At 48.5% G+C, this 13,206-nt stretch carries 8 protein-coding genes, 1 pseudogene and 1 CRISPR repeat array; of the genes and pseudogenes, 6 read left to right on the forward strand and 3 right to left on the reverse strand.

The window, feature by feature from the left end; translation table 11 throughout:
- Window positions 1-182 precede the first annotated feature (182 nt).
- Window positions 183-545: direct repeats of the CRISPR family, unit length 32 nt; unit sequence ATTTCAATCCACGCATCCGCGTAGGATGCGAC.
- Window positions 546-1,217: 672 nt separating this feature from the next.
- Complete coding sequence (locus LQV63_RS26655; protein WP_233698952.1) at window positions 1,218-2,885, forward strand: SLC13 family permease; 1,668 nt, start codon at window positions 1,218-1,220, stop codon at window positions 2,883-2,885.
- 278 nt (window positions 2,886-3,163) lie between these two features.
- Here LQV63_RS26655 and LQV63_RS26660 read toward each other — a convergent pair.
- Window positions 3,164-4,505 (reverse strand): annotated as a pseudogene (locus tag LQV63_RS26660) (LLM class flavin-dependent oxidoreductase).
- A gap of 402 nt (window positions 4,506-4,907) precedes the next feature.
- Between LQV63_RS26660 and LQV63_RS26665 the strand changes: the two are divergent.
- The 4 genes from LQV63_RS26665 (at window position 4,908) to LQV63_RS26680 (ending at window position 8,503) form a co-directional block, all read left to right on the forward strand.
- On the forward strand, window positions 4,908-6,350 hold the full coding sequence (locus LQV63_RS26665; RefSeq protein WP_233698953.1) for a serine hydrolase domain-containing protein: 1,443 nt from the start codon (window positions 4,908-4,910) through the stop codon (window positions 6,348-6,350).
- A gap of 78 nt (window positions 6,351-6,428) precedes the next feature.
- Window positions 6,429-7,151 (forward strand): restriction endonuclease, encoded by a 723-nt coding sequence (locus tag LQV63_RS26670; RefSeq protein ID WP_233698954.1) that lies wholly within the window; start codon window positions 6,429-6,431, stop codon window positions 7,149-7,151.
- Between the two features lie 208 nt (window positions 7,152-7,359).
- Window positions 7,360-8,277, forward strand: coding sequence for a hypothetical protein (locus tag LQV63_RS26675; protein ID WP_233698955.1), 918 nt, complete (start codon window positions 7,360-7,362; stop codon window positions 8,275-8,277).
- A gap of 43 nt (window positions 8,278-8,320) precedes the next feature.
- Complete coding sequence (locus LQV63_RS26680; protein WP_157259619.1) at window positions 8,321-8,503, forward strand: hypothetical protein; 183 nt, start codon at window positions 8,321-8,323, stop codon at window positions 8,501-8,503.
- Window positions 8,504-8,514: 11 nt separating this feature from the next.
- On the opposite strand, the gene LQV63_RS26685 is transcribed toward LQV63_RS26680, so the two are convergent.
- The gene (locus LQV63_RS26685; RefSeq protein ID WP_233698956.1) at window positions 8,515-8,715 is read right to left on the reverse strand and encodes a hypothetical protein; all 201 of its coding nucleotides are present in this window, start codon (window positions 8,713-8,715) and stop codon (window positions 8,515-8,517) included.
- A gap of 264 nt (window positions 8,716-8,979) precedes the next feature.
- Between LQV63_RS26685 and LQV63_RS26690 the strand changes: the two genes are divergently transcribed.
- Window positions 8,980-11,565: a TPM domain-containing protein gene (locus LQV63_RS26690; protein ID WP_233698957.1), complete on the forward strand. Its 2,586-nt coding sequence runs from the start codon at window positions 8,980-8,982 to the stop codon at window positions 11,563-11,565.
- Between the two features lie 93 nt (window positions 11,566-11,658).
- Here the strand turns inward: LQV63_RS26690 and LQV63_RS26695 are convergent, their stop codons facing one another.
- Window positions 11,659-12,879, reverse strand: coding sequence for an amidohydrolase (locus tag LQV63_RS26695; protein ID WP_233698958.1), 1,221 nt, complete (start codon window positions 12,877-12,879; stop codon window positions 11,659-11,661).
- Window positions 12,880-13,206: the final 327 nt, after the last annotated feature.

A 13,206-nucleotide genomic window follows, 5' to 3' on the forward strand; every position in this document is an offset into this window, starting at 1 on the left:
CTGCCCAGTTACATCAAGGCATATCTGTCGATTTCATGCTGCGAAAGTTGAGTTACTTATACTATTTTTTATTTTCTCGACTTGCATATCATCATTTACTCTGCCTGAGATTGAGATGACCATTTCTTCGGTAGAAAAATGATCATCATAGTGGACTACTGGGAAGTACTTGCCGCCGAATCATTTCAATCCACGCATCCGCGTAGGATGCGACGATATCCTGTTCAACCACGGCCCGTCCGTTGTTATATTTCAATCCACGCATCCGCGTAGGATGCGACTTTCTATCAACTTTTTTTGTCCACTAGCATACTAATTTCAATCCACGCATCCGCGTAGGATGCGACTATTCTGCCGTTACTTTCTTTCCGACTAGACTGATTTCAATCCACGCATCCGCGTAGGATGCGACCGGAAATATTGCGATCAGGCTCCCGGAGAAAGGCATTTCAATCCACGCATCCGCGTAGGATGCGACATGTTCCGTCTTAAATTGGATGAAATATTAAAGCAATTTCAATCCACGCATCCGCGTAGGATGCGACAGCGAAATTTGATAGTAACTCTCAATTTACGCTATATAATCGAGCAAAATAATCAATTAAACGATTGAAAAAATCAAATCTAAAATTAATTACAAATACAGCAAGAAGAAACACCTATATTTTGGAAAAATGACGGTGCGAATCCCCCCGTAAATTCATGTGCACTATACATTCGCACTAGAGAATGAACCAATACTGCATCTATATCATCTATTTTTACATCCTACTATCTACAAATTACAAGTTACCACATTTTATAGGTTCATAATAGTACCCTTTATACGTGCGGACACGCCTTCTTTTTTCGTACCTGAGTTGTAAAATGGTGAGAGATCGATGTCCAGAGGAACATATTCCTGTTCTCCGGCTAAGTCCAGCATGGGTCGTTAAAAGTAATTCTTTGGATTTTACAAGTTGAATTATCATAAAAGCACCCCTCAGTTGAGAATAGAAACGAAACTTTTTCTTAAGATTTCTCCGCCCATGAGAAGATTTTTACATTTTACTATGGTAAAATGAGTAAAATGATTTTAAAATAATTGAGCGAACATATATGAAGATGGGAGGAATGGAAAAATTGAACGGTTGCATAACCTAACATTAGTAAAAAACAGATACGGAAAGACAAATCTGTCAGGACAATGGAAAGCGCTTACATAAAGGAGAGAGGTTATGAAACAATTAGCTTTATCAGCTTGGCGCAGCCTGTGGGCACAGCATAAGCGAACGAAAGACGTATTATATGTTTTCTCTTATCGGAAGCAAGCAAAAACCGGATTTATAAAAGCATCAGACAAGGGAGCCGTTCATCACAACGAAAAGCCTATAAAACCGTATTCAAACGCTCAGCTAGTTGGACTTATACTGGGACCTGTATTGTTTATCTTAACGATGCTATTTTTCCAACCAGACGGACTTTCTACAGAAGGGAAAGCTGTGCTCGCCGTTACGTTATGGATTGCCACATGGTGGATTACAGAGGCGATTCCTATACCGGCTACATCACTGCTGCCACTCATACTGCTTCCTATCACAGGAGCGATGCAAGGCAATGTGGTCGCATCATCATACGGCAACGATATTATTTTTCTATTCCTGGGCGGTTTTTTCATCGCCACAGCGATGGAAAAGTGGAATTTGCATAAGAGAATGGCTCTTTTTATTATCTCCATGATCGGTACTAGCACACAGCGCATCTTGCTTGGTTTTATGGCCGCAACTGGATTTTTGTCGATGTGGGTGTCCAATACAGCAGCTGTGATGATGATGGTCCCGATGGGACTGGCGATTACGGCTCAGATTGCCAGTGCCTTGAAAGGAAAGCCGGAAGAAGAGGATCTGCCGAAATTTGAGAAGTCCCTTATTTTTGGTATCGGCTATGCAGGTACGATCGGTGGACTCGGAACATTAATAGGTACTCCGCCCAATATTATTCTTGTGGCCCAAATGAATGAATTATTTGGCATTACCATTTCATTTGCCCAGTGGATGCTGTTTGCCGTCCCCGTCGTCATTTTAATGCTTTTCTTCACCTGGTTTTATTTGGGGAGACTGAAGTTCAATACATCGATCAAACAACTTCCAGGTGGACGAGATTTGATTCAAGGCGAGCGCAGAAAGCTTGGCAAGATATCTTTTGAAGAAGGTATGGTTGGTGGGGTCTTTGTATTCGCTGCTTTTATGTGGATCACTCGTGAGTTTTTATGGGTAGAAAACGGGTTGATCATACAAATACCAGGTATCTCAGATGGGATGATTGCTATTATGGCAACAGCCCTTTTGTTTATGATTCCAGCTAAAGCAAAAACAAGCTCTCGTATTTTAAATTGGAGTGATTCAAAGGAAATTCCGTGGGGAGTGCTCCTGCTTTTTGGAGGAGGCCTGGCGATTGCGGCCGGTTTCCGTTCCAGCGGCCTTTCTGCCTGGATGGGAGAACAGTTGACCATGCTCGATGGCTTTCATCTCATTGTCATTATTTCATGCGCTACACTTCTCATTATGATGTTGACAGAAATTACGTCGAATACAGCAACGGCAACGATGATATTGCCTGTTGTGGCAGCATTGGCGATGGCCCTCGGCATTCATCCGTTCGCTCTTATGATACCTTGTGCCATGGCGGCAAACTGTGCCTTCATGCTGCCTGTCGGCACACCGCCCAATGCAATCATATTCGGTACGGGGAAAATAAAGATTATTGACATGGTCCGAGCAGGTTTTTCCGTGAACGTGTTTGCCACCATCATTATTATCCTTTCCGTTTATTATTTGCTTCCCATCGTCTTTGGAATTGATCTCAACGTTGTTCCTGAAAGTTTATTGAATAAGGGACAAGGCTAAGTTTCTACCACCTTCAAATCGTTTTTCTGAACGATGTTTATGCAACGATTTGAAGGTGATTTTAGTTTCTGTAAACCCACGGGCTCTTGACCATTATTTTCAAATTCATTCTATAATTCTTCTAAATCATCCAATAGTCGTCCTATTAAGCTTGATGAAGAATGCTTTACCTCACAAGATTGTAAGAAATCTTCATTTGACGGCGACCCGCTTCAAGCTGTTGCGCATCCTCCCGGACATGTTACGGAAGAGAAAATCCTGATTCACTGGCGACCATATTACTCCTTCACATGGTCTTCATTGAATTGCGTATGGCGGTTTGCGGGCAAGGCAAGACCGAGATGGCCACGAAGCGTGCTGCTCTCGTATTCCGTGCGGAACAATCCCCGCTCCTGCAGAATCGGGATGGCCTGCTCTACGAAATCAGCCAGTCCGTTCGGTACAGTCTCGAACAGCAGGAACCCGTCTGTCGCTTCCCGCTTCACCCATTCCTCCATGCGATCGGCAATTTGCATCGCTGTTCCTGTAAACGGATCGCGAGGCGTCGCTACCTGCACAGCAACCTGCCGCAATGTCCAGCCGTTGTCTCTGGCATCCTGCTTGATTTTGAGCGCGTTGCTCTTGAAGCTGTCATTACCCATATCGCCAATTTCCGGAAACGGTTCGTCCAGCGCATATTGTGTAAAATCATGATGCTCGAAATACAGCCCCAAGTATTCCAGCGCCTTGTCAATGTCCAGCAATTCGGCCAACTGCTCGTATTTGCGCTCTGCCTCTCCTCCGTCCGTCCGATGATTGGCCCAATTCCATTAAATATGAGGATATGATCGCCAGAACGGTTATGAGCAACTGCACGCTCCTTAATTTCCTTCTTAAAGGCAATTCCATCCTCCATTGTTCTTTGGGTAGTGAATATGGCGTCAGCGTTTTTGGCAGAGAAGTTCTTGCCTGCCTCGGACGAACCCGCCTGGAAAATAACCGGCTGTCCTTGTGCCGAGCGGGACAGATTCAAGGGCCCTTCTACTAAAAAATACTCTCCTACATGATTGAGCGCATGCAGCTTATCCTTGCGAAAATACTCGCCTGTTTCCTTATTTCTGATGAATGCGCCATCTTCCCAGGAATCCCACAGTCCTTTCACCACTGCTAAATGCTCATCAGCCATCTTATAACGCAAGCTATGCTCCGGATGCGTCTGACCCGCTTTGCCATGATTGAGCGCGCTGCCTTCATAGGCAGAGGTAACAATGTTCCAGCCAGCCCGTCCACCGCTTATTTTGTCCAGTGTGCCGAGCTGCCGGGCAACGGTGTAAGGTTCACTGTACGTGGTGGAAACGGTCCCGATCAGACCGATATGCTCCGTAATCGCAGCAAGCGCGCTTAACAGCGACAATGGCTCCAACTGGTCCAAATACTGCGGAGCGTCTTGTCGGTAATATACAGCACATCTGCAATAAAGACTAAATCCAGCTTGCCAGCTTCCGCTTGCCGCGCCCATTCCTTGAATCTTCCAAACTCGGCACCGCCCTTTGTACCTGCATCTGGATGTCTCCAGCCACTGGCACTGCCGCCTTCTGCCAGAAGCAGCGCCCCCAGTTTCATTTGCTTTTGTTCAGCCATCTCCAGTCCTCCCGCGATATATTTAAAATAAGCTCGTTGACAATAAAGCCATCCGATCGGCAGATAGAGCCGCGCCCTGCAGCGGATAATGGCAGGCAGCCCCATGCCTTAATCGACCCGATTCTTAGAGATTCTGCGGAGCGCTTGTCTTTTCCAAAAGTATACTGCGGACACCAACAGGGCTCCATACCCGATTCGTCGTTTCATGTACCCAAAAAGAATTATTTTTAGCATCTAATATTGTGAATCAACTGGGGCGTCCTTTTCGCGTTCGACAGCGAAGCGACTCTGTCTAAATGATGATTGAACATCCATCCTGTGAGGCTTATACTGGGCTTAACATAAAATAGGAAATACATGGGATGATCAGAACGAAAATAGATACCCCGAGGAGGAAATGTCATGCTTGCTACCCAGCACCGTTTGCCCCGCAGCAATCCGGAAGAGCAAGGTATATCATCGAAGGCCATCCATTCTTTCATTGAACATATAGAACAACAGCAATTGGAACTGCATAGCTTCATGTTCCTGCGCCATGGTCATGTCGTCGCGGAAGGATGGTGGGCGCCTTACGCCGCGAATCACCCGCACGCCTTGTTCTCGTTAAGTAAAAGCTTCACTTCAACGGCAATTGGCTTCGCGGTGGAGGAGAGGCGGTTCTCCCTGGAGGATCCGGTTATTTCGTTTTTTCCGGAAGAAGCTACTCCTGAAGTGGAGGAGCATTTCGAAAAGCTCCAGGTGCGGCATTTGTTGACTATGTCTACGGGGCATGACGCAAATAATGCGCCCAATATAAGGGGTTCGAAAGACGGCAACTGGGTCAAAGCATATTTTGGCAGCACGTTACCTCATACGCCGGGCACTCAGTTCCTATATAGCAGCGATGCTACCTACATGTTATCCGCCATCGTGCAGAAGCGCACGGGCCAGACGTTGATCGACTATTTGCAGCCCCGCTTATTCGAACCGCTCGGGATTGCCGGCGTTGCGTGGGAGACTTGTCCGCTCGGCATCAACACAGGCGGTTGGGGCTTGAGCTTGACCACGGAGGACGTTGCCAAGTTCGGTCAATTGTATTTGCGGCAAGGGCAATGGAACGGGCGTCCGATCATTCCGGCAGCTTGGATTCAACAAGCCACTTCCCGCCACATTTCGAACGGTCAGAGCGCAGACAGTGACTGGACGCAAGGATACGGGTATCAATTCTGGCGCTGCCGGCATGATGCATATCGCGGGGATGGCGCATTCGGACAGTTCGTCATCGTCATGCCCGAGCAAGATGCCGTAATTGCCATTACAAGCGGTCTAAGTGATATGCAGGCCGTCTTGAATCAAGTCTGGGACCTCCTGCTTCCCGCATGCAGAGAAGGAGCGATGCAGGCTGACGTTAAGGAACAGCAGGCTTTGACTGCCAAGCTATCGACGCTCGCTATTCCTCCGCACACGTCGATCTGTAGGTCCGAACTGTCAACAACAGTGTCTGGTGCTCTCTACATCTTCAATGATAACGAGATGCAGTGGGATTCGATTCAGTTCGAATTTGAAGAGGATGCGGCAGAGATCACATGGCATGAACAGGGAGCAAAGAAGCAGTTGACATGCGGAATCGGCGCTTGGTTGGCAGGTGAAATAACGGATCAAGAAATCCGGCAACCTATCGCCGCCAGCGGCACATGGCAAGATGACGCTACCTTTGTAATAACCTGCAGATTGCTAGCGACTCCGTTCTGTCAAAAAATTGTCTGTCATTTTCATAAGGATACGTTAACGATAGACTTGTCACGAGGTATAGGTACCGACCTGAAGCCATTCCTGCAATTGAAAGCAACTAAGAACAAGGGATAAGGTGTAAGTTCCAATACACTTTGGGTAGTTGCAGCCTAGAATCCAACGCGGCCGATAATATGATCAGGAGTTGAGGAAGTGGCTAGAAAGAGCAAATCCAAACAGGAAGAAGAATTTTTAAAAGCAATGTTTGGATTAGTTGGCATTGGATCTTTTGTAGGAACCTATTATTATACGAAGTCTATAAATATCTCCACTGTCGTGGGTATCATTGCAATTGGCATGTTGGTCGCCATTCTCATTGAACGGCATGTGAACAAAACAGAACGATTAAAAAAGTCCGGAATTGCTGAGATTGATCAAATGGATGGACGGCAATTTGAACACTATCTCGGACTTCTATTTAAATCACAGGGATATTCGGTTAAGGTGACAAGAGCAGCTGGTGACTATGGAGCAGACCTTGTCATTGCGAGAGACGGCCGGAAAATTGTTGTTCAAGCAAAGCGATACAGCAAAAATGTAGGTATAGACGCTGTTCAACAAATACATAGTTCAATGAATTATTATGGCGCATCCGAGGCGTGGGTACTGTCTAATCGCAATTATACGGAAGCTGCCGTTAATTTAGCCAAAGCAAACGGAGTACGATTAATAAATCGCGAAGAGCTAGTAGCAATGATTCTTAAAATGAATCCCGGGGCTGTTCCTGAACCCAAACAGATCCTGCAAGAAATACCTCAGGCAACGAGAACATGTGATAGATGCGGCCACCCTATGGTCATTAGAAAGGGACCAAAAGGCGAGTTTTTTGGCTGCAGCACGTTTCCTAAATGCAGGAACATTAAACCGTTCCAATAAACATTTGAATGATTGAGGAGGCAGATAATGATTCACGTCTGATCTCCTCTTCGAGTATCAACATGGTATGACTGAATCTTACCCAAGTTACCCATTGTTAAAATAGAAGGAATTTCCACATCAGATGTTGAATAGGATATGCTGACCCTAACGTATTCATTTGGAAGAAGATCATTGTTTTTTTGAAAAAGGAGTGATGGAGCCTGCGATGAGCAAGGAACCGAAGCCTTCGATATGGCAATGGTTGAACACACTTGCACCTTATCTGTACGGAATCGGAATCACGCTAATATTAGGATGGGCATTCGTTTCGTTCGTCCAGCTCGGATTCCATGGTCCTCACCAAGATAGCAAACCGTTTTCCGCCCCCGAACCGTCCCAATCTGACAAAACATCTGCCGGGAGGTCTCCTTCCAAGCAGCCGATGGTAGCAACGGATAATGAGACATGGCTGAACATCGTCGTTACACCAATCGTGTCATCCGACATTAATCAGATCATATTTCGAACACTATTTTATTTAATGGTATGGATGATGCTATTTCTCATCATTCCGGTAGCCTTTTTAAGATTGAAGAAATTTAAGCTGTTCCAATTGGAATTCGAAGTCGAAAGGAAGGAAAACGCAGCTGTCGATTTGGCTGTCATCAACGCGACCAAAGCTAATCTGATGTCCTATCTTTGCAGTGATGACGCGAAAGCGAAAACATGGGGTTTCCTGCACAACAACACGATCAACTACTACGAGGTGCTCACTTATTTTCTTGAGGAAATTCAAGCGGGATATCTGAAAGTGTTCAACACCGGGTTTTCGTTCCAACTATATGTGCAGGACCTTCCTCATGAAATGAAAGAATTGGCGGAGCAATCCGCAGAGGAGAGGCAGGCCGCTATCCGCAACAAAACAGACAATGACAATTTACTCCGGAAAAACTACTTGGTATACTCCTATCCGTACAGGCAAGATCGCCTCGTCACCGTTATCAGCAGTCATTCCACCCAGTTTGATATTTTCGATCGGCATCTGCTCCAGCTTTTGCACAGCACGATCGATACATACGTGGAAAGCATCGAATTCATGGTGTTGGTAACGACACCCGCATCCCAGCCTCCGCAAGCGCATTGACCAGATTTTGTCATCTGATTATAATGGAGGTAAGGAGTGATGGATGATGATTCAACGAACAGCTTCTCCTATTAATAGACAGGATGTCTACAAGCGAGCATTAGAGAACTTGAATAAGGCCAAAGCGAACGCTGGAAACCATTCCGTAAGCGGCAATATCGTCCGAATGGTCGAAGTCCCGAAGGATGATCCGAGCGTGACTCGTATTTTAAAAGCCATTAGATAAGCAACCCGCCATTATTGGCGGGTTTTGTTTGCTTCTTTGCTGCCGGTCGTTTGAATTCGGTTCCACTGTTTGGCGATCACTTGCTGCATGACCGGGGAATTTGCAGCCAATTCAACAGGATTTTTAATGTTCAGACGAGCGAAGTCTAGATCCGATATCGTTTTAAATGTTTCTCCGCGCCGTATTTTTTTGTACACTTCCGCCATGCTCAACCCCAACACATCCCATATCTGTCGTGAATGTCAAATATACAAGTTGTTCTTTTCTATTGTATTCCCCTAATTATCCAAAATCTACACGGTACACTCCCTCGACCAGCCCGTTCTGCTCTCATCTGATGAATTTGCCCTCCAATTTATTTGTGTCATTTTGCGAAAAACAGGAACTTTCATTCGACGATATCCGTAAATCCGTTATACTGGTATCATACTGCATTCCATTTTGCACGATATAACCGGATAACTGGAGGGTTGATTGTGAAACATGCGCAACGCCTATTCCTGCTTATGATTGTGATGTGTCTCGCCTTTCCAAGCATCATCGCGGCAGCCAACATCCCCGCCAAAAAGGGGCTCATACAGGATACAGCCAAAATGCTTTCCAAAGAAGCGATACCCCAAATCGAAAAGGCGGCTCAAGGCAAGCTGTACACCTTCTATGTGCTGACAATTGCCAATCTGAGCGGAGCGGATCCCGCTTCATATGCGACAGACGTCTACACGAAATGGGACCTTGGCACGGACGACATCCTGCTTCTCTTGTCCAAGGAAGACCGCCGCATAGAAATGAACTTCAACAACGCCATGCTGCAAGAAAAGATCGATGCGCTTCCGAATGACTTGAATGGCGACGGAAAGACGGATCAGAAGCTGACAGAATTTGTCGATGCGAACTTCATCCCTCATGCCAAAGAAGGCAATTTCGCAAAAGCATCAATTCAGCTGATGAAGGCAACCCACGCGTTGAAGCCGGTGGAACCCGTTGCGAGCGAAACAGGAACAGAGGCCAAGCCAAGCGCGAACGAGCAGGCGCCGGCGGTACAGGACGAATCTTCGGTGCAGCAGCCTTCAACGGAGCATGCTTCGCCTTCATCAGATAAACAAGTGAAGCCCGAACTTACCGTTAGCGCCAAAATCAATTGGAGTTTGGTCATTGCAGTTGCCGTCACCCTGCTTCTGCTAGCGGCTCTCGCTGAAATCGGATTTCAGGCCCTGCGCCTGCGCGGGATACGCAAGAAGCTTCCGAAGCTAATGGTTCAAGCCAATCATGGAATGGAAGGCATTCAGCCTTTTGTCGGCCTGTCTCAAGGTGAAACGCTGCAAACAGCCAAGTCCATCGATCATCAACTGTCGAATATGCTGGTTCGGCTCAATGGATTGGAGCAATCGTTCCTGCGCATCCAAATGAGGGAATGGTTGCTGCCGCGCCTGCGCAAGCGGCTCAAGTCCGCTCTGACCGAGATTGCCGAAATGACAGGGCAGGCAACGGAGCTCGCCCAGCAGATCGCTCACATCGAAGAGGTGGATCGCACGTTGAAGCAGACGATTGCCGATGCGGACAGCCGCTTGGACACGCTAAAGACGGCGCTGGCCGCAGAACAAGCGAACCGCGGCTGGCCGCTCGGGGGGCTTGGAATCCGTCAGGATGCGATCGAAGCTGAGCTTGGAAAGAGCAAGCAGCTGGAAATCTTCGATCCGCTCGGCGCGGAGCATCGGGTCAACCATGCCAATGAAACGCTGCTGCGGCTGGAACAGGATGTCACCTCCATTTCTTCGTTTGCCGATTTATACCGGAGCTTTCCGAACGAAATGGGAGCATGCAGGCAGCACTTCGAACAAATTATACAGGAACATCGCCTCAAGCTCGTTCGAATCGATCCGTACGGCCATGTCGAGCAGGCGCGCCAAGCAAATGAACAAATGCTCGCCTGCCTGCAGCAGGGGGAAATGTCTGGAGCCGCGCAGCAGGTGGAACTCATGCGCCAGCTCTTGAGCGAAGCCGTGCAAATGACGCAACGGCAGGCGGATTTGAAAATCAAAAATGCGAGCGATATCGCTTTAATCGTATCGAAGCTTGCCGGCTATCCCCAGCAGGACGAACAGCTTCAAGGTCTGACCGAACGGGTCCGGCGGATGTACCGGACGAAGCATTGGGAACAGGCATGGCACGATTATCGGGATAAGGTGCCGTACACAGCAGATATCGCAGAGTCGCTGCGTCAAGTGCAGCACTGGTGCGATGAGGAAGTTCAAGAATATGAGATGGCACGGAAAGAGCTTGACCAGATGCTTCATACGCTAGTGGAACTGGATGAGCGGGCCGAGCATTACTCTCAGCTGGTACGCAAGCTCGATAGCATGCTGGAGGAAGCAAGACGGAAGCAGGCTGCGGCTGAAACCGCATATGCCAAAGGGCGGCAGGCGATATCCCGGCACAGACTTGTGCATGTCTGGAGCCGTCAGGAAAACAGCTTGGCGAAATTGCAATCCGGCTTGCAGCAGCTGTTCGCCGACGAGCCATACGATCTTGTTCTCTTGGCCGAAGTCAGCAATCAGTTCGTGGCCGAGGCGGAGCAATATTTAGGGGAAATCGAACGGGCAGTCGTTCAAAAGCGGAACGCCGAGCGCGAAATCGATAAATTGGAAAGCCGCTACCATTCCGTCCATTCGCGGGTCAGACGCAAAATAAACGTGTCTCCGTATCAGTCGCAATATTCCAGCGTGAACAACGAAATCAGTCATCTCATGCGGTTAGGCGCCTACGATCAAGCTGCCCGGAGCGCCGCTACATTGGCTGGCATCATCACGGCGATGGACCGGGCATACGATGAGGTCATCCGGGAGGAACGCCGACAGGAAGAGAGGCGCCGTGAAGCCGAACGACGGGAACGAGAACGGGAACGTCAAGCGCAACAACGCAACAACCAGTCTTCAAGCGGCTCCAGTTGGATCGGTGGCAGCAATTCTTCCGGCGGCTCCAGCTGGGGCGATAGCAGCAACTCATCCAGCGGCTCCAATTGGAGCAACAAGAACAACAATTCATCCGGCGGTTCGAACTGGTAGCATTGCTCCAAAACGGAATAATACCCACCAACATCCACTCAAGCATTGAGCTTAAGTGGATGTTGTCGCTTTTCGGCCGATCAGCACATAGAATTACAATATGCCTGCCACAATTCGCCCTCGGAACAGCACCGCCTTCCGAACCGCTCTTCTTGCCACCGCCTCGGCCGAGCAGCTTGCGTCTACCAATACGAGGTTTGCTTCATCTCCTGCTGCGGGCCAGACTCGCTTCCCTTCCTTATCAAGCGGGGTTATCCCTCCCGTAATAAAGCCTAGCGTCTCCGCAAGCTTCTGCTCCGTCACTCTGCCGAATCGTTCCGCCAGCCGCCCGGCACGCTCCAGAATGTCCCCGGTGCCGAATGGCGACCACGAATCATATATATTGTCGCAACCGACTGCGAGCGATACACCCTTCTCATGCAAGAAATTCACCGGTGGCATCGTGCGGGCGAGCGGAACACTTGTCACAATGGTAACCCCATACTCGGACAGCATCTGTGCGATGTCATCCGCTTCTTGACCAGCCGCATCCCCTAACGCAAAGGCGTGGCTAACCGCCACGCGGCCCTGCCAGCCTGCTTCCCCGGCAAGTTCGCACAGCCTCTTTATCGTCTGCAGGCCGACTGCTCCGCCATCATGCAGATGCAGATCAATGTCCGCATCACCCTGCACTGCAATGTCCATCATCGTCTGCAAGGACGTCTCCATGTCGCCATCAACCGTCGCTGGATCGACGCCGCCGACGAGACCCGCTCCGCGCCGCAGCGCCTCACGCAGCAATTCGCCGCAGTCCGTGCGCAGCAGTCCGTGCTGCGGGAACGCGACAATCTCGCAGGTCAACCTGTCATCGTACTCCGCCAACACTTCTTGCACCTCTTCCAGATGACGCAGGCCGACTTCCGGGTAAATGTCCACATGCGTGCGGATATGAGTGGATCCTGCATTGAGCAGCCTCTCAACAAGTATTCGCGCTCTATCCTTCATCGTGGTAGACAAGTGTGGCAGCACGTTCTTCTCAATCTCGAACCGTTCCAAAATGTTCGCTGCCGGTCGTACGGCTCTCCATTCATCACCCAATATCGTCTTATCTAAATGGCAGTGCTTCTCGACAAATGCAGGAAGCGCCAGCAGACCGCGGGCGCTCCGTCGCGGCAAGTCATCATCTAAGCGCATGCTGGCTGGAACAATTCTAGAGATGCGTCCTTGCTCAATAAGCAAATGGCTCGGTTCGATCATCGTACCCGCAATCACTCCAGCTTCATATCGAAAGCTGTGCTCTAACGATACATCAGTCAGCCAATATTTCGCTTCCATCCTCATTCATCCTCTCACTATTTATCATCAACTATTGCTTTGCTTGATTACATGCTACCACGCCCAAAAGTATATAAAAAATATTTATAATATCTATTTTGCATATGTATTGTATATACTTCATCAATGTAAAAACCCCTATCAAGGTCTTTCAAAGATGAAACAAACGTTCCGTATGTGCGGTGGCGCGTTCAGACTGACGGGGATTCGCTTCATCCAACCCTTTGCTTCAATCTCCCCGTCCTTCAGTAGGCTGCATGCCTACGGACGACTCTGGTTAACCGCCAACACAATCGGCCGCTTCATAGAATGATATACGAAACGGCA

Source organism: Paenibacillus profundus (genome assembly GCF_021369635.1).
Taxonomy (GTDB): domain Bacteria; phylum Bacillota; class Bacilli; order Paenibacillales; family Paenibacillaceae; genus Paenibacillus_B; species Paenibacillus_B profundus.

Coding starts and splice junctions, on each gene's coding strand:
- LQV63_RS26655 (WP_233698952.1), top strand. CDS start 1,218: ATGAAACAATTAGCTTTATCAGCTTGGCGCAGCCTGTGGGCACAGCAT.
- LQV63_RS26665 (WP_233698953.1), top strand. CDS start 4,908: ATGCTTGCTACCCAGCACCGTTTGCCCCGCAGCAATCCGGAAGAGCAA.
- LQV63_RS26675 (WP_233698955.1), top strand. CDS start 7,360: ATGAGCAAGGAACCGAAGCCTTCGATATGGCAATGGTTGAACACACTT.
- LQV63_RS26680 (WP_157259619.1), top strand. CDS start 8,321: ATGATGATTCAACGAACAGCTTCTCCTATTAATAGACAGGATGTCTAC.
- LQV63_RS26695 (WP_233698958.1), bottom strand. CDS start 12,879: ATGGAAGCGAAATATTGGCTGACTGATGTATCGTTAGAGCACAGCTTT.